Below are 21,065 nucleotides of genomic sequence, written 5' to 3' on the forward strand. Positions count from 1 at the left end.
CTAGGACAAAATTAAATAAGCTCGTCGCTTCGCTCGATTTTAGCTTATTCAATTTTGCCTGTTAGCTAAGCGTTAGGTATACATCGAGAATTTGTGCAATTGGAAAACTCAAAAGTAAAATTTAAAGCCTTTTTTGAGACTGCAATTCTCACTATGTTTATTGCATTGGCAGGCTCCAGCTTTTTAAATTTGCTAAACCCATTTGTTACCAAACTGATTGCTTTGGCTCTTATCTTGGCTATGTTTTCAGTGGTGCTTGTCTTCGGGTTTGTTTATAAACAGGCGTATTTTTCAAGTGTTCGTTTAAAAGCCCTAAAGAGCTTTTATTTAGTCCACCAACTACTGTTTATGGTACTTATATTATTAGCTTTATTTGCATTAGTAAGGCATTTGTATACCTAACAAGGCAAATTAAAAAGGGCGGACAAAAACCAGTTGGCTTTGTTCGTACCTCACAAATTTTAGCCAACTAATTTTTGCCGTTTATTTGCGGCGTTAGTTGCCACAGGGAAATCATGCTTAAGAAAATCTTGAAAAAACTCCAATCCTTTGGAAAACCAGACCCATCAGCAATAGTTGGCGAATTAATTAAAGCGGACGAGATGTGTAGGTTAGAGCCAGAACTGTCTTCTCAATTTCAAATGACTTACGATGAGTATAGGGAAGCTCTTAAAAATGAATATGAGGGGTTAGACATGGCAAATGAAATCGCAAATACCCCTGCAATCGGTGAGCTAACGATAGAACAGCATGCACGTAAAATAGTTCAGGCATATCACAGTAGCCAAAAACTAGATCCTTGGTACTCCTCAATTATCGAGGGTTCAAAGAGTGCGTCATCAATGGCGTTTCAAGCTTATGGCAACTAACAAAACGCTCAATTCGCAACCCGCTGCGCGGGTCGCTGGGACAAAAACACAATGCGGCTTCGCCATTATCGCATTGTGCTTTTGCCCCTTAGCTTAGTGTTAGGCATCAAGGAAAGTATGGACGATAACATTAAGATCGGAGATTGGGTCAGAAGCTATGGTTCAGGAATATGGAGAGTTCACCGAATTCTAGAACTCAATGATTTTGATATTCAAAGTCAAACTAACAAACCTAGAATTGTCATTTTCTCTTCACGCTTTGTAAACGACTCTTATAAGCGCTCCTTTTCAACAGAAAGCTGTGATTCGGCATTTGTTTATCATTTGGATTCAAATGAAAAAGAAGAATTGGATGCGTTTATGAGAAGCAACCCTGAGCTTGTTGCAAAGTTTGATGCTTACAAACCTAAGAGTATAGATGCAGTTTACAACGCCAACGTAAATATACCCGCATCAGGGAGTCAGGCTGAATTGGAGGAAGCACTATCTTCGTTTCAAGAATTAAACTTAGAACAGTTATATAACCAGCTAATTGAATCTAAAATTGGCTCAAGTGGTGCAAAGGGGTGGACAGCTCAATTTGTATCAAGTAATCATAAGTGCCTTAATGGAAAATTGTTATATAGCTTTTCAAAGGTATTGGCATTTTGATGCCTAACAAAGCAAATTAAAAGTGCGGACAAAAACCAGTTGGCTTTGTTCGTGCCTCACAAATTTTAGCCAACTAATTTTTGCCGTTTATTTGCGGCGTTAGTTACTAATGGAATTCATCCAGTAAGGAGATAAGGTGAATCTTAAAAAGCACAAATCAGGTTTTCTAGCTGGCTTCATGTCAAGTACAGCACTTCTAGTAAGCGACTTATTTATTTTTGGTAACTTACAACTAAATCAGTTATCTATTATTTGTTTAAGTTTAGTAAGCATAATTTGTCTTTTCGGTTTTGTTTCTACAATAAAATCAGATGCTCAAAAGGTATCGTAACTAACAAGGCCGTTAAACCAAGGACACAAAACAGCAGGCTTGTGCTCCTTCGTCGCCAATTTTAGCCTGCTATTTTGTGCCGTTTACGGCAAGCGTTATGTATCTCTATGGAATTGAGTAAACCTATAAATTTAGATTTCACAAAAGAGAATTTTATTTCTTTGTTGAATTACGGTGCCGATGAAAATCAATTAACGTACTCTCATAAGCAAATAGCTGAGTGGAGTGAGAAGTTCTGGAATAAGTATCATGACATTGACGCACCAAAAGAAATAGAAGATATCTTGAGTACTTTAGCTGATGTCGAAACTCAATGGGATCTTTACCTAGTTAACACTTATAAAGTTGATGAATTACAAAATATAAATTTGGATTCAGTTAATTTACCATTTAGTTGGTTTAAAGATTGGCTTCGTGAAATAGATACATAACAAAGCAAATCAAAAAGTGCGGACAAAAAACAGTTGGCTTTGTTCGTACCTCACAAATTTTAGCCAACTAATTTTTGCCGTTTATTTGCGGCGTTAGTTGTTTTGAAAGTCTGGAGTAAGTTGAAAGTATGGATGCGAATCAAATAGAGGCTTTAGTCAGCTTAATTAACACTGAGTTGCCATTTTCACCTCCATTTCAGTATAAAAAATTTGGCGAGGTTCCATTTCCTTTAACATTCTCTGAAAATGTAAGCTATTTGGGAGATTGGTCAGCTGATTGTTTGCATCCTTACTCAAGTATTGAGTGGTTTTGTGTTCGCCCGCAATACCTCAAAAGTATTGGTAGGTTAGTACCACCTAAGGTCGTTTCGTGTGAAGCCGAGTTTATTAAACTCTTACTTTCTCAAAATGTTCCGTTTGAAAACCGAGGTGATACCATCTTAATTTACTGTAATAAAAACAACTAACAAACGCTTTAACCAGAAAGGACGCAAAACAGCAGGCTTGCGCTCCTTCGTCGCTAATTTTAGCCTGCTATTTTGCGCCGGTTAAGCGAGGCGTTATGCGTCACTTTAAATCGCTGTCTTTAATGCGGTTTTTACTTCAAGCCTTTCCTTCAAATCAGCTTTTAGGTACAGTGGTGCAATCAATCTTTAAGTAGGTCTTGGCTTTTCTTTTTTCAATTTAAGTTGTGACCAGAAAGGTCATTCACCAGTCAATCGCTTCTTTGCAATTTTTGGTTAGGTGAGTGTTTTTAAGTTTTAATTTTGGCTTATTAGTGCAGGCGCAAGCGCTTCTAAATTTGAGTGTCAACGCATAACAAAGTCGTCAACGCGGACAAAAAACTGTTGGCTGTTACGCTTCGCTTCACATTTTAGCCAACAATTTTTTGCCGGTTACAACGGCGTTGGTATGACTCCCACTGTCAAGTTAAACACACTGATCCTTGCCTAACTTTTTAAGCCATAATTATTTCAACTCGAATTAGAGCGAGTTAATACATAGGATGAAGCAAGTAATGTCGTCGGTTTTCATGCTGGTATTCGTTGGTTACTCATTTTCATGAGCAGAGCAGACCTTACTTAACTCGACGTGGCACCTGTTTTCAGTCTATGTTCGTGGTTCAATGCAGCGTTAGCTGCATTGCCATCCTAACGCCGTCGGTGGTTGTGCCACACCCGATGCTTGACCCAATGCATTAACTCTAATTCGTTCATATTAAGCCGGTACTCTAGATAATCTTAATTTAGGATTTATCGGAGAGAGTACAATTTGTTTTGCGATAGCCCAGATATACGCAATTATTTCACGAGCAATGGCGGTGACAACTAAGTTGTAATGCTTACCTTTGTTAATGAGCTTTTTATAACGTTTACACAGTCTTAGTTGTGCTTTCCATGCGATATCAACAATCTGTTTTGGTAAGCCTTCTTGTCGTTTTTGTAACTCGGTCGATATGTTGGCAGCATGACGGTAACTATGAGCACCTTCGACTAATAATCTCCTAGCACGGCCATTTCCGCATTTTGTGATGGCGCCAATATGGCGTTTGCCACCACTCGAGTGTTCACTGGGTACAAGACCCAGATAACTCATTAATTTACGGGGATGGTCGAAGCGGGTTAAATCGCCAAGCTCAGCGACAACGCCGGTGGCTACAAGTAAACGAACACCTCGCATAGCCTGAATGGCTTTAACAACGGGATAGTATCGCCATTGATAAACATGGTGAGAGAGTTCATTGTCGAGTCGCTCTAATCTAGCCATTCGCTCATTTATAGTTTGAATAAACTCTTGTAAAACGATTTGTTGTGCAGGGTGTGGCAATACCAGTTCGGTGAGCCATCGTAAGTTTTTGAGAGACCAGTTTGCAGTGCCTGCATAGCTGATGTTGTTGCGAAGGAGTAGTGCTTTTAGCTGGTACTTTGCATCTTTTAAGTCTTTCATGGAAACCTCTCTGGCGCGAGATAAATCTCGAATGGCTTCATCTTCTGGCTCAGGTACATAAATAGGGGTTAAGTCTTCAGATTTGAGAAGTTTTGCAAGCTTTAGAACATCACGCTTGTCGGTTTTTACACGCTCGCCAGGTTTTTTAGGAATAAGCGAAGGTGCAACCACGTAACAACAATGTCCCAAAGACGTAATTAAGCGGTAAATCCAGTAACCACAGGGGCCAGCTTCATAAACGAAATGCAGAGTTGCATTAGGGTATTTAGATTCGAATTGCCTGATAAGTTTTTTAATAGCGACTTTAGCAGAAGAAATGCGACCGAAATAAATGGGTTGAGCGCCGCGATTGTCTTCAATATAGGCAACTTCAAAGAATTCTTTATGAGTATCTAAGCCAATGAAAAGTATGTTATGTTTAGTCATGCTAGCCTCTGCTATTTAGTTATTTGACAAACTAATTATGGCTCTGGCTTTAAGCTAACCCACGAAAATGCGGAGGCTAGCACCGTTGTGGGAGTCATTATGTCTATGTTTCTAATGGAGAACTGAGTTGAATAACAAACCTGTGCCTGAAAATGCACAAGAAATATGGGCGCTGAAACAATCGATTCAAGGAATGAATGCCGAACTTGAAACTGCTAGTAAGCAATCTAAAGTGCTAATGGTTTTGGGGTTATTTTGTTTAGCTATTCCCTTTGCAATATTGCTAACTTTAAAGCTGGATGCTTTTACGTGGGTTATTGGTTTTGTATCTGGTTTAGGATTAGTGTTCTTACAATTGTCCATAACCACTAAAAAAGCTCTTGCTGTCTCAGAGTATGCAAAGCAGTACGTAAAATTAGACGAAATGAAAAAACGGCTTGCTGAGCTCGAAACATAACAAACGCTTTAACCAAAGGACGCAAAACAGCAGGCTTGCGCTCCTTCGTCGCTAATTTTAGCCTGCTATTTTGCGCCGGTTAAGCGAGGCGTTATACGAATTGAGCAGGTATGCATAAATCAATCCTATCGATAATTGAAAAAAGAAATTTGGTTTCAATTATGAACAACACTAAATGGTATGAGTTGGCTTCTGAAATGGACTCTAATCCTGAAAAAGAACCAACAGTTAGTGTTAAATTTCTTTTCGAAGATCAAGCTACTGGTTTTTCTTTAATGGATTGGGAATTTGGTATTAAAAACTGCACAGCATTTGAATGGGTTGATATAAACCCAATCCAACAAATCAGAGTAGGCTCTCTTGTTGCTGATAAGCAAATTTCATTGCACACTTATATTGAAACTTTGCTAAAAAAACACAGTATCCCTTATTCAATAGAGGGTGAATGTTTTAGAGTGTGGGGTTACCACGAAACAGGGAAATCACCAAAATTCGTATAACAAGCAATTAAATAGGGATTAAAAGCAGCGGACTCTTCGCTTCGCTCGATTTTAGCCCTCTATTGACCACGTTTACTGATACGACGTAAATAGATTTCCCACCCGTTGTGTATTGTCGTGACAATAAGCCAATCCATGCAGCAAATTGGCGGCTAGAATTAAAGTTCTTTACATCGTTTACAGTAGTAACAACAGCGGTTGCATTGACTTCGCCAATACCTTGAATACTCATTAGTAATTTTGCAGCAGGCATTTGTTTAGAAAGAGCATAGAGTTGTCGGTCGTATTTTAATATTTCTTGATTAAGCCCTTGTATGCTGAGCCAAACATCGGTTAATAGTTCACGAGCAAGCTGGGGTAAACCATTTTCAGCGTTCTCTAAAATACTGGAAATGGTATTTTGTGCTGGATAGCGACCTTGAGGCATAACGATACCAAACTCAGCAAGTAAACGATTGATACTCCCAGTACGGCCCTAAATTAACCCTTGAGGAATACGATGCAAGCATAACACAGTTTGTTGTTGTTCACTTTTGATGGAGACAAAGCGTGTTTTGGGTCGAGCCAAAGCTTCACAAATGGCTTCAGTATCATTGGGGTCATTCTTTTCATTTTTGAGATAAGGAATGACAAATTAAGAAGCCATGATACTCACTGTGTGACCGAATTTTGTAAACGCTCTAGCCCAGTAATGTGCACTTGAGCATGCATCAATACCAATTAATCAGGGTGGTAATTTAGCAATTTCAGCTAAGAGGTTGTTTCGTTTGGTAGTTTTACGTAATTTGCACTTGCCATGTTCATCAACCCCATGGATACTAAAAACATATCTGGTTAGATCAATGACAACTTTAATTAAAGACACATGGACTCTCTTCGTTTTGTTCAAATACCACTATGGCACATTGTGGCGAAGTGGTCGGGGAGTCCATATCATTCGTTATAGGCATTTTAAAGTCTGGAGGTTTTATGGAAAACATTGTTATTACAGGAGCTACTTCAGGGTTTGGAGTAAATTGGCTTTATCTTTTGGATAAAACAAAAAAATGCCGTTTTTTTGTTCTAGGAAGAGATAAAGCGAGATTCGATAAATTAACTAGAATTAAGCCTCTAAAAAATAAAGTTAGCTTTATCCAGTGTGAATTAGATTCTTTCGTGTCTATTGGTAATGCCGTTGATGAGATTAAAAAGAAAGTAGCCTCAGTAGATTACCTTATAAATAATGCGGGAGTGTGGTCTAGTGATGATATTACAATGTCCAAAGATGATATTGAATTAACGTTAGCTGTAAACCATTTAGCTCCATATGTCTTAACTGGAAAGCTTTTGCCCCTACTTAAAAGGTCTGAGAGTGCCAGCATAATTAATACTTCATCCTTTAGGCATAAAGATGCAAAAGTAGAATTACATGATATTGAATTAAGACATAACTTTGATGCTGAGCAGGCATATTGTAACAGTAAACTCTATACGGTCCTTTTTACGAAAAAACTCGCTTTTTTACTTCGCGATAGCAACATTTCAGTTAATTGTTTTGATCCTGGAATTGTCGATACTCCGATGCTATCTCAAGCCTTTCCTAAATATTTAAGGAGTCTTTTCCCTTTATTTAAGAGATTGTTTGCTCGTACTCCTGACAAAGGTGCTGAGACAGGCGTATTTCTAACCGATAAATCAAATTTTACGGGAGGATACTTTAGAGACTGTGAGCTCAAAAAAGTTAGTAAATTAGCCGTGGATAATTCAATGTCAAATTGGCTGTGGACTGAAAGTGCGAGGCTAACTTCTTTCAGGTATGAATAAGCTTTTGGATTAGGTCATAGATGCGGCTAGCAAACAAATGAACATGGAATTAAAACTCAGGGCTAATAACTTCGCTCGACATTGGCCCACAATTTTAACCCGTTAAGCTAGCTTCATCGATTCTTCTTTTTCAAGCAATAGGTGTCATCCACAATAAGAAGATCTGAAAGTGCTCTATATTCTTCGTTCATTTGCTTGTTTAATACGCTGCCATAGATTACTTGTCATCTCTTGAGCGAGGTGGGGTAGTTTATTATCAGCGTCATCTAAAATATCACCAATGTAGTATGTAAACTCTAACGACCTTTTGGAATGATATTACCAAGCTCATTCAGTAAACCTCGAAATGAAAAATAATAGAAGTATACTTTTTGACTAAGGCTTGTCGAATTCTATGTAGTGTGAAAACAGATTGTTGTTCTAAAGTTTTTTACAGGTACATGCCAGATGTTAGAACACATAGCGGCTTCACAAATTGCTTAGGCATCGTTATTATCATTTCTTCTGCCGCTACGAAAAGTTTCAATAAACTTAGCAGCAGTAATCGCGACTTGGTTACCCTGAAGCATAAACTCTCGCGCTCAATAATGATCACTAGAGCAGGCTTCATAGCTATGAAGTAAGGATTTAGTTTTGTAATAAAGGCGAGTAGTTTTTTACGTGACAATGTTTTTCTGAGAACAACCTTTCCATGAGCATTCATTTCAACAAGGGAGAATAAATTTTGCTAAATCGATAACAAGTGTTTGAATGTTATTCATGATGGATTGCTGTAATTTGAGTACAACATCTTAAACAAGGCACAAGTGCCTAGCAATGTATACAGCGATTATCTTGTCAGGTTGGCAATAGTCTCGATAACTAAGCAATAATATGAAAATTCTTAAGAAGAATTTGGTTCAATACATATTGTTTATTAAGGAGAGTAGAGTGGGGAACTTACTATTTAAGGAAAAGCTAGTTTTAATTTTGTGTTGTTGTATCAGCTTTATTTTCTTTTATGCTGGTTTTATAGGTTTTTTTATTAGTAATAGCTCAACAAGTGACTTAGCTATAGCAATGGGCGCTGCGATTACAATATTTAGCGCAGGGTTGAACCCTAAGCTCTTTTCTTTGCCTTTAAAGTCTGCTTTATCAGAAACACCGAAACCTATATTATTAAAAGCTAGCACACTAAACTTCTTACTAATAAGTGGCTTATCCTTGAGTGTTTTGGGTTTGATAACTAAATATATATTCTGAAAAACTTGATTCGTTTACCCTAGTGTTTCATTACTAAGTGGTTATTATGAGTCTTTATATATTTTTTCGCACATAAACCTCAATTCTGAGTAAAACAAAGCATTAAAGTTGCTATTTATTTTTTAATCAAACTTAAGGTGAGCTATGAACAGTCCTTTAACACTTTTAGTTGTTAAGAATATTGCAGAGTCACTTCATTTTTACATTGAGATCTTAGGGCTTAAATTACTAGAGCAATACGATGACTGTATTAAATTGAAATCAGGGGCTCATGAAATCATTATGTTTGAAGGCACAAATAAAGCGACTGAATACGCACATGGCTATAATGCAAATTCTACTTTATTATTTACTGTTGAAGACTTAGACAGTCGAATTAAAGAGATGAAGTCTGTTGGTGTTCAATTTGTTCATGACTCGCCGAATGAAAATCGTTGGGGAAGATATTCTGCTTTTAAAGATCCATCAGGTATTGTGCATGAGTTATTTCAGCTGCATGTATAACTATGATTGATATAAAAATGTGGTTACCTTGAGGTATTCTTATACTATATAAAAAGCTCCAAAATAGAGCTTTTTATATAATTCTATGAGCTTTACTCAGCTAAACCTAGCAATTCAAGTCTTTCTTTAGCCAGCAAGTATCTTGCTCTAACATCTTCAATTTGTTCTTGAGTCAGTTTCTTTCCAAGTGTGCGTAAGCCGCCTTCAGCGTCATTATGGTGAACACCAAACGCAAACTTTAAGTACTCTAAAAGTAATGGCTGTGCGTCAAGGTATGAAATAGAGTTCATTGCTTGGGAAATTTTGTTCGCTTCTGCCCATTCCCCTTTATTTACATACTCTTGCATCGTAACGCTTGCTTTAGGGAAGATACAACCAACACCAGTAATACCACCGCATGCACCAGCAAGACCTGCGTGTACGGTAACAGTATCGACACCAGCAAGTACTTTTAATTCTTTGTTTTCTAGCATTAATGTTTCAATGACTGATACATCAGTGGTTGAAATTTTAAGTGCTGTTACCTCTGGTAAAGCTGCAAGTCTCATTAATAATGAAGTTGACAAAGCATGGTAGCCTGCGGCATCTGGATTATTATATGGCATGATCGTTACGCCAGCTTCTTTAGCTGCAGACGCTGATAACGCGTAATAGTCATACATTTCATCATCTGATGGTGTAGCTTCGGTTTTTGGCGGCATAACCATGACAGTGTCAACGCCAACTTTTGCTAGCTCTTTTACGATTTCGGCTAATTCTTCTTTTGTTTCTGCCGCTGCACCACTAATTAAAGGTACATTAAATTCTGTGGCTACTTCTGAAAGAGAAGCAAGTAAAGATAAGCGTTGTTCATTGGTTAAATAGCTATTTTCGCCAAGTGTGCCAGAGCCAACTAGGCCGCCCATTCTGGTTCCTGCTTTACCTTCAACTCTTAAAATATCTGCAGCATACTTTTGTGTTGCTGCTAGATCTATTTCTAAAGCGCCAGACTCAGACTCTTTTAGCCATGTAAAAACGGCTGGCATAACCGTATAACGCCAATCTGTACTGTTTGTTTCCATCGTAATACCTTAAAGAATAAAAAACGTATCATAAATAAGATCGTATAAAATATACAATTTGATTGTAGCACCTAAATTGCAATCAGAAAAGTATGAGTTTATCGACTTCATTTTTTAGAGCAGAGAACACACTTAGAGTATGTTTAACGTGCGAGTCTAATTAAAAGTATATAAATAAAAGCAGCAAGTTAGCGCTTGTTGTTTTTGTGTGTTTTGGAAAGAAAACTTTTCTAAATGTCCATTATTAGGTACATTGTTCAAAGATAGCATTCTATACAGCCATTAAATTTAGACTCATACAATCCACTTTTATTTTAGACTTTAGGTTGGGTTGTAATTAATTCTTTAAGGAAAAAAGATGAATACATTAATTTTTTCAGCAGGTATTTTGGCGCTCCTAACAGCATTGGTTCATATAATTGCCGGTCAGATTGATCCGGTCAGGCCTTTTCTTAAATCTGACTTACCCGATATACCAAAAGCAACCTTGTTAGGCTGCTGGCATATGGTATCTGTAATGCTTTTTATTTCTGCTGCAGCATTATGCTTTATTGGCTGGTTTAATTTTGTTGAATTTCAGAACCTTGTGATTTTACTTTCTGCAAGCTTTGTCTTTTTTTCTGTCGTGTTTATTTTGGTTGGATGGTACTTTTTTAAGACGCGTACATTCATAAAGTTACCGCAGTGGTTACTCTTGCTATCCGTCGGGTTATTGGGCTTTATGGGGGTAATCTAGTCTTAATTATTAGAAAGATCCCATGTCAAAAGTTGAGATACGGCGCTTTTTAAAAGATATTGGTAAACATTTTCCTGAAGCTGTTCCGTTAATGGAGCAGCATGAAAAGTGGGCTTATACCTCTCGATTTGAAGCTTTTTCAGAGTTAACAAACCAAGCCTTTAACTCAGGCAATATCGATAAAGCCATCGCATATCTAAATTACATGAGTAAAAAGTTTGAGTCTGCATCCAGCATAGAAGCCGAGTACATAGATGTTTATTATGTTGAGCACTTGTTTTTTTCTTGTACTCCTGAAGCCATTAATTTTGGCTGGCCATTGGTTCCTAAAAATTTACAGCAGCTGTACATAAACTTTCATGGTGGCGCACCAAATAAAAAACTTTAAATTGATTAAATATTGATTGTTTTTATAGGTTTTTTATATACGATAGCCAATTCGAGATTAACTCATTTTTAAAAGAGGAATTGATGAGTAAAAATAAAAAATATCAACACGACCACCATCGTGGTGAGATAAAAGATAATGCGATTAAGGCGCTTGTGACGAGCGTATTGTTTAAGAGTAAAGTCGAAAAGCCTAAAAAAGGTAAGGGCAGTTATCAACGTAGCAATAAACATAAAGGCCGAGAGCCTTACCTTAAGGCAGCCTAAGCTTTAAGATAAGGTTTTTGTTCTATAGATAAGGATATTCTATGTTTATTGTGTCTTTGAGTTACTGTGCACCGCTTAGCGTCATTGATAAATACATTCCAGAGCATAAAACGTTTCTAGAGAAGCACTATGCCAACGGTAACTTTATTTTGTCAGGCCGCAAGAACCCAAGAACAGGTGGTGTGATCATTTCTACAATTAAAGATAGAAAGCTGTTAGATGAGGTAATTGCGCAAGACCCATTCTTTATTGAAGCTCTTGCGCATTATGAAATTACAGAAATTTTACCAACCATGGCTGCGCAGCCATTGGCGTTTCTTCTCCAAGATTAATCCGATTTTAAAATAAGTAGCTTAAGCACTTTAGTTTTAGGTACTTATTTAACTAGTAGTAGCTCTACCACTTCTTTGTTGGCAACTTGCCTTTTTGTCACTAACAGTTTGTTGTTCTTTATATCTGTAATATTGTCGGTGTTCTTTGTAAGTGTCGTAATAGTCTCAAAGTCTTTAGTTTGTATGTCATAACACCAAACTTGATTTAGGTTGTTTATGCCGTAAATCTTATTATCGCGGATAAGGAAACGTTTGTTATCACCGCCTTGTATATTAAGTGCGGGAATAGGTTGATACTCCATTGAGCTTGAAATCCAAAACTTATCCATATGATCGGTGAGTACAATCGCACCGGTATCCGTTTTTGTTGCCCAGTTGACACGCTTGTCTGTCAGCTTTTGCACTTCGCCTGAAATTAAATCTACTTGAGCCAGTTTTTTCACTCCATTGAACTGAGCAAATACCAATGCCGAGTTTTTATTATCGTCCCAGTGTAATAATGCAAGTATGGGTAAGCTTGTCTTTATTGGTGTTTGTACTTTATCTAAAGAAATATTAAATAACGTGCTATTTGCGTTCATTAATATATTTTTATCATCGCTCGACCATTTCATACCAGTGACATAGCTGTCTGTTGGTAACTGACTCAGTTGCGTAGTCGTTCTTTGATTTGTTACCCAAACTTGTGCCTCACCTGAGCGCGCTGACTCAAAGGCAATATAACTGCCGTTTGGTTGATACACTGCATTATTTTCAGCTGTATTTGACCTTGAAATAACACGGGATGAACCATCGTTTAAATCGACCGAAATGATATCGCTATCATATACCCCTTTTATAACCAGGCCTCTATTACCATCAGGGTGAAACATTGGACTTGAGAAAGGCTTGTCAACTGGAATACTAATATTCTGTATTTCGCCATCAAATGTCATTGAGAACAATTGTCTTCCTGTACTAAAAATTAATGTATTTTCAATTGGTGAAAAGTTAGGGCGAATAAAACGATAACCTCTAATTTCTGGAGGTAAATGAATAGGGTGGCTAGAAATCAGCTCACCGTTAGGTTTGATGATATCTATATAGTACTGACTATCTTCCTTAATATTCGTGACGGCCAATAAATTTTGTTTTGACGAGTAGTCGTAGTGATAAACAAAGCCATCATGGATCACATTGGTTTGACTCTGATTACTTTCAAAACTCACCAGTTGCCAACGCTCAGTGTGTCTTTGCATTAGCGCGATATTGCCATTGTTCATCCAATAGGGGCGTCTAATCTCGGAGTTTTTGCACTCTAGGATTAAATCCATTTCCTGCGGTGCGTTTAAGGCTTTTTCGAAATCTAGACTCATAAGTTGATAGCATTTTTTCTGCATAACAGGTTCAGTACAGTCAACGGTTCGGATAACAATGATTTTCTTTCCGTCTTTTGAGAAGCGATGCTGCCCATAAATATCCATATTTTTGCTGAGCTTGTGTTCTTGTTGTGTTTCTAGGTTTTTCGCCCAAATATCGTTAATACATTCTTCTTCTGAGTAACGATGAAAAATAATGTATTTTCCATCTGGCGAATAAATACTGGCTAATTCTTTGCCGTCTGTTGCGGTGAGGGCTCGTATTTGCCCTATGGAAAAGGGTTTTGATGGTTGTGCTGTTAAGTAATAACTACTTATCAGTACAAGGCTCAATAATATGAATGCAAATAAGAAAAATGGTTTGTTTAACAGCGGATTATTAGAATTTTTTGTAGAGCTATCGCTTTGAGCTATTTTTTTATCACGGCCTATAAATACGTCTTCAGGATCTTGCTTTTGGAAGTGTATTGTTTGTTCTTCTTTGGTGAGCCAATGTACGTTTTGCTCTAAGCTGTAACCTTGTTTTGCATGGGTTTTAATATAGGTTTGCTCTTTACCATCATCCCCTAATGCTTTTCTGAGCTGGGCAATACTGCGTTGTAATGTATTAGGTGAGACAACAGTGCCTTTCCAAACGTTATCTAATAACTCGTCCTGACTAATCACTTTGCCTTGATGTTTGGCTAAATAAGTAAGAACGGCGAGGGCTTTTGGCGGAATGATTTGTGGTTTAGTGTCTTGTGTAATTTGATTGCGCGAAAGGTCGATAATGAATTCGCCAATTTTATATTGCTCTGCCATGCCAGCTCGAAATGCCAATTATAATTGAGTTATTTAAGAATAGAGTACCTTTGGGCCTTTCAAAACGCAATTCTCTAACTAGCTGATATATTTACTTTTAAAAATTATCAGGTAAACGTCAGTAGAAAATCATTGTCAGCTCATGTGTTTTTAAATGTTTTTAGTAGGTTTGTTGTACGACTGACTAAAAGGAGGCTGTATGAGTCTTAAAACAAAATTAAGCATTACACTAATTGTTTCTATGAGCATTTTATCGAGTAATGCGGTATCGCATGAGTTTACTAAAAAACTACCGCTTGCATCTAAAAATGAACAAACCATGTCATTTTGGGATTTACCATACTTAGAAAGTGCTTATATTAGTACTCGTCCCGAAGAAAGAATGGATGGGATAGAAGTAGGTGAGCTTTCTAAAATTACCAAAAATAAAAGTGAAATTATTCAATTATCAAAAGACATTCAGTCAGGAAAGTATGGTTTGTATGACAGTTTGTTAATCAGCCATAAAGATAGATTGATTTATGAATCTTATTACCGCCGTTCAAGAGTAGATTTACCAACAGGACAAGCCTCTGCGACAAAAGCGCTTACCAGTCTTATCGTTGGTATCGCAATTCAAAAGGGGCATTTAGCACTAGACGATTTACATAAGCCACTAATGAGCTTTTTCGATGATTTAAATCCGAGCAAATTTGTGTCTGGTGTTGAAAAAATAACGCTTCATAAAGCACTGACTATGCGAGGTGGGATTAAAATAGATCAAGAAACGATTAAAGAACTTGAAAATCAGCCTGATAATCTGAAAGGCAAAAAACATATACAAGCGATTTTTGAAAATTCTCAAGCCATTACAGATGAGTCACAAGCCTATGCATATGGAAATTTAAATGATGTGCTGGTAATGCAAGTCATTGATGCTGTTGTGCCTGGCGGTGCAGAACAATTTATTAAAGCCGAGTTGCTAGATAAGTTAGGCATTAAAAATTATCAATGGAGAAAATCTATCAGTGGGTTACCCACTGGCGGATATGGTGCCAAACTCACATCACGAGATATGTTAAAGTGGGGGAGTTTATTACTCAATGATGGCCAGTGGCAAGGTAAGCAACTTGTTTCTAAAGCGTATTTAGATAAGGCGACTTCAGCCATTGTTGACCCGCTTGATACTTGGATCCCCGAAACCTTCATGTATGGCTATTTTATTTATCAGAAGGACATTGCGATAGATGATAAACAATTTAAAGCTAACTTTGCATGGGGCGGTGGTGGTCAATACGTTATTTCAGTAAAAGACCTTGATTTGGTTGTTGTAATAAAGGGGCACGACGGAGAAGATAAAATTCTTGATGCTGCTTTGAACACGGTTTTACCGGCATTCTTATAATCTAATTAAGTATGAGGTGCTATCTAAAACTCCTCATACTTCAAAACTGCAATCGTACTCGGCTAGAGTCAGTTTTAAACAAATCAATTTAAGATAATCATTATATTATCTCATCTACTATTCACAGGTCCTCTAATTATGTACTCTTACAACGAGTTATTTTTGGAGGACATTCGCGATGATGCGAACGATTGTATCAGTCAGCTTAGGACTGGCTTTTAGTGTTGGTGCTTTTGCCAATGAGGTGATGACACCAGAAAAGTTGTGGGAACTAAAAAGAGTCAGTGCCTTAGGCCTTAATAAAGACAAAACCCACGTCATTTATAAAGTTACGACACCAAGCGTTAAAAACAACAACTTCGATAGCAAAGTTTATCAGGTTTCTTTAAATGGTGGCGATGCACAACTATTAGAAAACTACCAAGGTGTTGTGATCGACAAAAGCCTTTCACCTGATGGCACGAAAAAACTTTTCCACAAAAAAGTTCAGCTTGAAGATGTACTTGCGACAGAACGTTACAAAGAATTAGGCAAAGCCAATGCGTATGTGTTCGACGATTTAAATTACCGTCATTGGGATACTTGGAAAGACGGTAAGTATAAGCATGTGTTCTACCAAGACCTTAAGACAGAAGAAAAAGTCGATATCATGAAGGGCATGCCGTTTGATAGCCCAACATCGCCGTTTGGTGGTGCCGCTGATTATACTTGGGGCCCAAAGGGTGAAAACATTTACTATGTAAGTAAAAAGCTTACTGGCACCGAGTATGTAAAAAGCACCAATACTGATATCTATCGTTATAACTTGAAAAGTAAAAAGACGACCAATATCACTGAAAGTAACTTAGGTTACGACAAATACCCTGCATTCTCTGTAAAAGGCCACTTAGCTTGGCTTCAGATGGATGAAGCAGGTAACGAAGCAGATAAAAACGATATTATCGTTAAAGTTAAAAATCGTGAGCTTAACTTAACTGAGCACTGGGATGGCACAGTAAATAGTTTTAAGTGGAGTCATGATGGTAAAAGCATTTACTTTATTGCGCCTATCGATGGCACAGTTCAACTTTTCCAAGTTGCTGTGAATACAAAAACAAAAGCGCAACCAAAAATTAAACAACTAACTAAAGGTCAGTTTGACGTAAATGGCATTGTTGCTGTGTTAAAAGACAAATTAGTTGTTACCCGTAATAGCATGAATGCGGCACGTGAAATTTATCGTTTTGACCTTCGCAGCAAAAAACTAACAGCTCTCACCAAAGAGAACGACGCTTTCTATGCGGGTCTTGATTTACCAAACGTTGAAAAGCGTATGGTTAAAACAACAGATGGCCAAGACATGCTGACTTGGGTGATTTACCCGCCTAACTTTGATAAGAAGAAAAAGTATCCAACACTTCTTTATTTACAAGGTGGTCCACAGTCTGCACTTTCACAGTTCTATTCTTTCCGTTGGAACTTCCAAGTAATGGCTTCTCAGGGCTATATCGTTGTTGCACCTAACCGCCGTGGTATGCCAGGTCATGGTGAACAATGGAACAGAGACATCAGTAACGATTGGGGCGGTCAGGTAATGGAAGATTACCTTGCAGCGATTGATGATGTTGCGAAAGAGTCTTACGTTGATAAGTCTCGAATTGGTGCTGTAGGCGCGAGTTACGGCGGTTACTCTGCGTTTTATTTAGCAGGCAACCATGAAGGCCGATTCAAAACCTTTATTGCACACTGTGGTATTTTCGACTTACGTAGCATGTACGGTACAACTGAAGAGCTGTTCTTCGTCAATAACGAGCTTGGCGGTGCTTATTGGGAAAATAACGCATCTACAAACAAAGCATACGGTCAATTTAACCCAATCAATCACATTGATAAGTGGGATGCGCCCATGTTTGTTATTCATGGAGCAAAAGACTACCGTGTGCCACTTGAGCAAGGTATTGCGGCATTCCAAGCTGCTAAGTTACGTGGCTTAAAGAGTCGCTTTTTATTATTCCCAGAAGAAAATCATTGGGTGCTCACACCGCAAAACGGCATTGTATGGCAGCGTGAATTCTTCAAGTGGTTAGAAGAAACACTATAACAATTTTGCTTTAGTGATTTACCAAAACGCCAGAGCTCTAATCTCTGGCGTTTTTCATTCAACTTTCTTATTTATGCATTCGCGCACTAAGTGACTTTTTGCTAATTTAATCTTTTAAAACTTATAAGGTTTTTGATTTGCTTTCTTACTCGTTCAAAACATTGTATAAGCTGATTTTATGCTTTTCTTTATTGATTCTTGCTGGGTGTGGAGGCTCTGGTTCTGACGGTTCAGAAAACCCAAGTGCTCAGACATTTCAGCCTTTCCAAGCTGGGGAGCGTTCAATTCTTGAGCCTGTTTCTTCTTCATTTACAGGTGTTACTTATCCAATTCAGCTATATTTACCAAAAAACATAAGTGCCAATAGAACGTACCCTGTTTTATATGTTTTAGACGCAGAGTGGCATTTTAGTAAAGTGGCCGATAGTTTGGATGAACTAGAAATTGAAGCGATTATTGTTGGCATTGAAAACTTTGTCGATGCTAGCTACAAGCACCGTGAGGATTACTCTCAATGGCCGTTAGCCCAAGATTACTTTAATTTCATTGTTAATGAGTTGGCGCCAAAATTGGAGCCAAATTATCCAATAAATCAATCTAAACGTAGCATAGTCGGGCACTCTTATACCGGTTTGTTTGCAGGTTTGGCCATGTTAATGGATGACCCACAAGATCCGTTTTTTAGCGCGCATGTCTCGTTTGATGGTAGCTTTTGGGCGCATACAGAAATTACCCCTTTACTTGTTTCAGATAGAGGCGTGCTCGACAGTCGTTTAAAAAGCAAAGCCATTTTGATTGCAGCTAGAGGCAAAGTAAGTAATGGCCGATATGTAGATTGGTTTCAAGAGATGCTGGAATATGAGCAATTTAAAGAGCTCGAAATCGTAAAACTAGACTATGATGTTGATCATATCCCAGTAGTCAAACACGCAATGGATGACGCGATGAGAGCTTTACTTATCGATTAGTGAGTCTATTCATTTAAAATGGCCATATCACTGTATGGCCTTTTTAATATTTATTTAGTCTTTCTTTTCTGAGTTTTCTAATAATTTTTCTTTAATTAACCCAAAACCCATAACCAGTCCGCCGATGGCGCCAATTAAGTGTGCTTCTATGGCGACACGCGATTGGATGAGTGTGCCTACTTCAGCGCTTGGTCCAGAATACTGCTCCCAAGCGAGTTTTCCCCAAATTCCTATAAATAATAATATGCCAGAGCGCATACCGACCTGAATATCTTTAAGTGCACCCCAAACAATAACGCCATGTAACAGACCACTTAGGCCAGTATAGATTTTTATATCAGGTACAAATAGCCAAATGCCTAGTCCAGTCCATAAAGCTAAAAAAGCGGTATGTATATAATATTGGCCTTGTGTTCTATGTTCAGCGTGTAACAGCCATATGAAACCAATACCTACAATGTTAAGTAGTAAATGTGTTGGGTTCGCGTGTACAAATTGGCCAGTTAAGATCCGCCAGATTTCACCTGTTGCGATTTTATCTCGATGAAACTCTAGTAAGTCATTGGTATTTAGGATCATTAAGGTAAAGCTTAATAATGAAAGCAGTATGGGAGGCAGTATGTATTTTTTATCTAGTGGCAATTGGATCATCAATCAAAATTCTTTTTTATTTTTTGCATATTTTGCCCGTTTACTCTTATCATGCAAACCAGAACTTGAAAATTAATGACAACAACTATGACATTCAAATCTCTGCCTTTCGCGTTATCGCTTTGTTCACTGGCTTTATTAAGTGCCTGCTCTAGTCAAATCTCACCAAAACAAGAAGTAAGAGAGCCTGAAGCAGCCACTGGTTTTACAAAAAAGCAAAAGCACATCTCCGATAATTATATGATTGCGGCTGCAAATCCTTACGCTGTTAAAGCGGGTAAATTGATGCTCGACAAAGGCGGCAGTGCAATTGATGCGGCAATTGCCACGCAGTTGGTTTTAACCTTGGTTGAACCTCAATCTTCAGGTATTGGTGGCGGTACTTTTATTTTGCATTTCGATAAAAGCGAAAATGCACTAACAACGTTAGATGGCCGAGAAACAGCGCCAGCTAAAGCAACCTCAGGTTTATTCTTAGACGAAAATGGCAAAGCAGCCCCTTGGATTAAGGCCGTTGTAGGTGGTCGCTCGGTGGGTGTACCCGGTATTCTGCATGCTTTTGATAAAGCACACAAAGAACATGGCAAATTGGCTTGGGCCGACTTATTTGAGCCTGCAATTCAATTAGCAGAGCAAGGGTTTGTAGTTTCACCACGATTGAATATGTTGTTGTCTAAAAAGTTTAATCCGGGCCTTACCCGCTTGCCTGAAGCGCAAGCGTACTTCTACCCAGATGATCAACCTTTAGCTGTGGGCAGTATTCGTAAAAACCCTAAATTGGCTACGTTATATAAGAATATATCTGAGCAGGGTATTTCTGCTTTTTACACAGGCCAACATGCAAAAAATATGGTTGATGCAGTGCAAAACTCTGAAATTGCACCTGGGTTATTGTCTTTATCAGACCTAGAAAAATACCAAAGTAAACATCGAGACGCTATCTGTACGTCTTATCATGCTCATAAAGTGTGCTCTATGGCACCACCGAGTAGTGGTGGCGTTGCTGTACTACAAATTTTGAAATTACTTGAAGGTAAAAAGTTAAGCCAATATCAGCCTAATGACCCTAAAGCATTGCACTTATTCACCCAAGCTTCACGTTTGGCATTTGCAGACAGAAATTATTATGTGGCTGATCCTGACTTTGTCACTGTGCCTACTGATGCATTACTTGATGATGAATATCTAGCTGAACGTGCAAAGCTGATTTCAGACACAGATAATCATAAAGTGCCTGTTGGTAAACCGCTAAACGGAACATTAAGTTATGCCGCTGATAACAGCTATGAGCTTCCTTCAACTACCCATGTTTCAATTGTTGACCAAGCGGGAAATGCGGTGTCTATGACTAGCTCTATCGAAATGGCTTTCGGTTCGACGGTTATGGTTGACGGCTATTTGTTAAATAACCAGCTAACCGACTTTGCGCTTTCTCCGAGGAAGAGTGGCCAATTGCGCGCTAATCGCGTTGAAGCCAATAAACGTCCACGTAGCTCTATGTCGCCTGTTATGGTGTTCAACAAAGATGGCAGTCTACGTTTAGTCGTCGGCTCTCCGGGGGGAAGTCGTATTATTAACTATGTTGCGCAAACAGTCATTGGCGTACTAGATTGGCAGTTAGATATTCAGTCTGCTATCAATCTTCCAAAGATAACTAACCGCAACAAAGTAACGACTTTAGAAAAAGGCACTGAGCTTGAAAAGCACCAAGCCTATTTTGAAAGTTTAGGACATAAAGTTTTTATTCGAGATTTGAATTCAGGTTTACATGGTATTGAACTGGTCGGAGGTCAGCTCGTAGGTGGCGCAGATCCTCGACGAGAGGGCATTGTGCTCGGTGAATGACGGCTAAACCCGTAGGTTTAGTGATATTTTTAAG

Annotated in this window: 21 protein-coding genes and 1 pseudogene; 17 read left to right on the top strand and 5 right to left on the bottom strand. The window is 38.2% G+C overall.

Annotation, left to right across the window (positions count from 1 at the left end; genetic code table 11):
- Positions 1-695: 695 nt before the first annotated feature.
- The 4 genes from AC1HJP_RS04745 (at position 696) to AC1HJP_RS04760 (ending at position 2,749) form a co-directional block, all read left to right on the top strand.
- Complete coding sequence (locus AC1HJP_RS04745) at positions 696-869, top strand: hypothetical protein (RefSeq protein ID WP_480360637.1); 174 nt, start codon at positions 696-698, stop codon at positions 867-869.
- A 117-nt stretch (positions 870-986) separates the two neighbouring features.
- Positions 987-1,520 (top strand): hypothetical protein, encoded by a 534-nt coding sequence (locus tag AC1HJP_RS04750; RefSeq protein WP_480360638.1) that lies wholly within the window; start codon positions 987-989, stop codon positions 1,518-1,520.
- Positions 1,521-2,012: 492 nt separating this feature from the next.
- Positions 2,013-2,282: a hypothetical protein gene (locus AC1HJP_RS04755; RefSeq protein WP_480360639.1), complete on the top strand. Its 270-nt coding sequence runs from the start codon at positions 2,013-2,015 to the stop codon at positions 2,280-2,282.
- A gap of 128 nt (positions 2,283-2,410) precedes the next feature.
- The gene (locus AC1HJP_RS04760; protein WP_480360640.1) at positions 2,411-2,749 is read left to right on the top strand and encodes a DUF6678 family protein; all 339 of its coding nucleotides are present in this window, start codon (positions 2,411-2,413) and stop codon (positions 2,747-2,749) included.
- A 751-nt stretch (positions 2,750-3,500) separates the two neighbouring features.
- On the opposite strand, the gene AC1HJP_RS04765 is transcribed toward AC1HJP_RS04760, so the two are convergent.
- Entirely contained in the window at positions 3,501-4,655 is a 1,155-nt protein-coding gene (locus AC1HJP_RS04765; RefSeq protein WP_480360641.1) for an IS110 family RNA-guided transposase, read from the bottom strand.
- Between the two features lie 127 nt (positions 4,656-4,782).
- Here AC1HJP_RS04765 and AC1HJP_RS04770 point away from each other — a divergent pair, with 127 nt between their 5' ends.
- The gene (locus AC1HJP_RS04770; RefSeq protein WP_480360642.1) at positions 4,783-5,112 is read left to right on the top strand and encodes a hypothetical protein; all 330 of its coding nucleotides are present in this window, start codon (positions 4,783-4,785) and stop codon (positions 5,110-5,112) included.
- A gap of 110 nt (positions 5,113-5,222) precedes the next feature.
- Complete coding sequence (locus AC1HJP_RS04775; RefSeq protein WP_480360643.1) at positions 5,223-5,612, top strand: DUF6678 family protein; 390 nt, start codon at positions 5,223-5,225, stop codon at positions 5,610-5,612.
- A gap of 62 nt (positions 5,613-5,674) precedes the next feature.
- Here the strand turns inward: AC1HJP_RS04775 and AC1HJP_RS04780 are convergent.
- Positions 5,675-6,477: pseudogene (locus tag AC1HJP_RS04780) on the bottom strand (IS110 family RNA-guided transposase); the annotation flags it as partial.
- Between the two features lie 104 nt (positions 6,478-6,581).
- On the opposite strand from AC1HJP_RS04780, the gene AC1HJP_RS04785 reads away from it, so the two are divergent.
- The 3 genes from AC1HJP_RS04785 to AC1HJP_RS04795 all read left to right on the top strand — a co-directional run bounded on the left by AC1HJP_RS04785 (position 6,582) and on the right by AC1HJP_RS04795 (position 9,161).
- The gene (locus AC1HJP_RS04785; RefSeq protein ID WP_480360645.1) at positions 6,582-7,415 is read left to right on the top strand and encodes an SDR family NAD(P)-dependent oxidoreductase; all 834 of its coding nucleotides are present in this window, start codon (positions 6,582-6,584) and stop codon (positions 7,413-7,415) included.
- 930 nt (positions 7,416-8,345) lie between these two features.
- Positions 8,346-8,657, top strand: coding sequence for a hypothetical protein (locus AC1HJP_RS04790; RefSeq protein WP_480360647.1), 312 nt, complete (start codon positions 8,346-8,348; stop codon positions 8,655-8,657).
- 144 nt (positions 8,658-8,801) lie between these two features.
- A complete protein-coding gene (locus AC1HJP_RS04795) occupies positions 8,802-9,161 on the top strand; it encodes a VOC family protein (RefSeq protein ID WP_480360648.1) in 360 nt (119 codons plus the stop codon).
- A gap of 92 nt (positions 9,162-9,253) precedes the next feature.
- On the opposite strand, the gene AC1HJP_RS04800 is transcribed toward AC1HJP_RS04795, so the two are convergent.
- Complete coding sequence (locus AC1HJP_RS04800; RefSeq protein WP_480360650.1) at positions 9,254-10,222, bottom strand: dihydrodipicolinate synthase family protein; 969 nt, start codon at positions 10,220-10,222, stop codon at positions 9,254-9,256.
- 358 nt (positions 10,223-10,580) lie between these two features.
- Between AC1HJP_RS04800 and AC1HJP_RS04805 the strand changes: the two genes are divergently transcribed.
- The 4 genes from AC1HJP_RS04805 (at position 10,581) to AC1HJP_RS04820 (ending at position 11,944) form a co-directional block, all read left to right on the top strand.
- On the top strand, positions 10,581-10,958 hold the full coding sequence (locus AC1HJP_RS04805) for a hypothetical protein (RefSeq protein ID WP_480360652.1): 378 nt from the start codon (positions 10,581-10,583) through the stop codon (positions 10,956-10,958).
- 22 nt (positions 10,959-10,980) lie between these two features.
- Complete coding sequence (locus AC1HJP_RS04810; RefSeq protein WP_480360655.1) at positions 10,981-11,346, top strand: DUF7674 family protein; 366 nt, start codon at positions 10,981-10,983, stop codon at positions 11,344-11,346.
- Between the two features lie 83 nt (positions 11,347-11,429).
- Positions 11,430-11,612, top strand: coding sequence for a ribosome alternative rescue factor ArfA (arfA, locus tag AC1HJP_RS04815; RefSeq protein WP_058029774.1), 183 nt, complete (start codon positions 11,430-11,432; stop codon positions 11,610-11,612).
- A gap of 41 nt (positions 11,613-11,653) precedes the next feature.
- Complete coding sequence (locus AC1HJP_RS04820) at positions 11,654-11,944, top strand: YciI family protein (RefSeq protein WP_480360657.1); 291 nt, start codon at positions 11,654-11,656, stop codon at positions 11,942-11,944.
- A gap of 44 nt (positions 11,945-11,988) precedes the next feature.
- On the opposite strand, the gene AC1HJP_RS04825 is transcribed toward AC1HJP_RS04820, so the two are convergent.
- A complete protein-coding gene (locus AC1HJP_RS04825; RefSeq protein WP_480360658.1) occupies positions 11,989-14,103 on the bottom strand; it encodes a winged helix-turn-helix domain-containing protein in 2,115 nt (704 codons plus the stop codon).
- A gap of 199 nt (positions 14,104-14,302) precedes the next feature.
- On the opposite strand from AC1HJP_RS04825, the gene AC1HJP_RS04830 reads away from it, so the two are divergent.
- From AC1HJP_RS04830 to AC1HJP_RS04840, 3 genes are all read left to right on the top strand, one after another.
- Positions 14,303-15,487, top strand: coding sequence for a serine hydrolase domain-containing protein (locus tag AC1HJP_RS04830; protein WP_480360659.1), 1,185 nt, complete (start codon positions 14,303-14,305; stop codon positions 15,485-15,487).
- Positions 15,488-15,665: 178 nt separating this feature from the next.
- The gene (locus tag AC1HJP_RS04835) at positions 15,666-17,567 is read left to right on the top strand and encodes a S9 family peptidase (protein ID WP_480360660.1); all 1,902 of its coding nucleotides are present in this window, start codon (positions 15,666-15,668) and stop codon (positions 17,565-17,567) included.
- 137 nt (positions 17,568-17,704) lie between these two features.
- The gene (locus AC1HJP_RS04840; RefSeq protein WP_480360661.1) at positions 17,705-18,535 is read left to right on the top strand and encodes an alpha/beta hydrolase; all 831 of its coding nucleotides are present in this window, start codon (positions 17,705-17,707) and stop codon (positions 18,533-18,535) included.
- Between the two features lie 54 nt (positions 18,536-18,589).
- On the opposite strand, the gene rrtA is transcribed toward AC1HJP_RS04840, so the two are convergent.
- Positions 18,590-19,186 carry a rhombosortase gene (rrtA, locus tag AC1HJP_RS04845; RefSeq protein WP_480361083.1) on the bottom strand — a complete coding sequence of 199 codons (597 nt, stop codon included), beginning with the start codon at positions 19,184-19,186 and terminating at the stop codon, positions 18,590-18,592.
- 87 nt (positions 19,187-19,273) lie between these two features.
- Here rrtA and ggt point away from each other — a divergent pair, with 87 nt between their 5' ends.
- A complete protein-coding gene (gene ggt / locus AC1HJP_RS04850; protein ID WP_480360662.1) occupies positions 19,274-21,031 on the top strand; it encodes a gamma-glutamyltransferase in 1,758 nt (585 codons plus the stop codon).
- The last annotated feature ends 34 nt before the right edge of the window (positions 21,032-21,065 follow it).

It is taken from the genome of Pseudoalteromonas sp. NFXS53, assembly GCF_056629255.1.

Excerpts from the sequence above, each read along its gene's own strand:
- AC1HJP_RS04745 (WP_480360637.1), top strand. The coding sequence starts at position 696 with ATGGCAAATGAAATCGCAAATACCCCTGCAATCGGTGAGCTAACGATA.
- arfA (WP_058029774.1), top strand. The coding sequence starts at position 11,430 with ATGAGTAAAAATAAAAAATATCAACACGACCACCATCGTGGTGAGATA.
- ggt (WP_480360662.1), top strand. The coding sequence starts at position 19,274 with ATGACATTCAAATCTCTGCCTTTCGCGTTATCGCTTTGTTCACTGGCT.
- rrtA (WP_480361083.1), bottom strand. The coding sequence starts at position 19,186 with ATGATCCAATTGCCACTAGATAAAAAATACATACTGCCTCCCATACTG.
- AC1HJP_RS04795 (WP_480360648.1), top strand. The coding sequence starts at position 8,802 with ATGAACAGTCCTTTAACACTTTTAGTTGTTAAGAATATTGCAGAGTCA.
- AC1HJP_RS04775 (WP_480360643.1), top strand. The coding sequence starts at position 5,223 with ATGCATAAATCAATCCTATCGATAATTGAAAAAAGAAATTTGGTTTCA.
- AC1HJP_RS04800 (WP_480360650.1), bottom strand. The coding sequence starts at position 10,222 with ATGGAAACAAACAGTACAGATTGGCGTTATACGGTTATGCCAGCCGTT.
- AC1HJP_RS04805 (WP_480360652.1), top strand. The coding sequence starts at position 10,581 with ATGAATACATTAATTTTTTCAGCAGGTATTTTGGCGCTCCTAACAGCA.
- AC1HJP_RS04835 (WP_480360660.1), top strand. The coding sequence starts at position 15,666 with ATGATGCGAACGATTGTATCAGTCAGCTTAGGACTGGCTTTTAGTGTT.
- AC1HJP_RS04830 (WP_480360659.1), top strand. The coding sequence starts at position 14,303 with ATGAGTCTTAAAACAAAATTAAGCATTACACTAATTGTTTCTATGAGC.
- AC1HJP_RS04750 (WP_480360638.1), top strand. The coding sequence starts at position 987 with ATGGACGATAACATTAAGATCGGAGATTGGGTCAGAAGCTATGGTTCA.
- AC1HJP_RS04820 (WP_480360657.1), top strand. The coding sequence starts at position 11,654 with ATGTTTATTGTGTCTTTGAGTTACTGTGCACCGCTTAGCGTCATTGAT.
- AC1HJP_RS04760 (WP_480360640.1), top strand. The coding sequence starts at position 2,411 with ATGGATGCGAATCAAATAGAGGCTTTAGTCAGCTTAATTAACACTGAG.
- AC1HJP_RS04825 (WP_480360658.1), bottom strand. The coding sequence starts at position 14,103 with ATGGCAGAGCAATATAAAATTGGCGAATTCATTATCGACCTTTCGCGC.
- AC1HJP_RS04810 (WP_480360655.1), top strand. The coding sequence starts at position 10,981 with ATGTCAAAAGTTGAGATACGGCGCTTTTTAAAAGATATTGGTAAACAT.
- AC1HJP_RS04765 (WP_480360641.1), bottom strand. The coding sequence starts at position 4,655 with ATGACTAAACATAACATACTTTTCATTGGCTTAGATACTCATAAAGAA.
- AC1HJP_RS04785 (WP_480360645.1), top strand. The coding sequence starts at position 6,582 with ATGGAAAACATTGTTATTACAGGAGCTACTTCAGGGTTTGGAGTAAAT.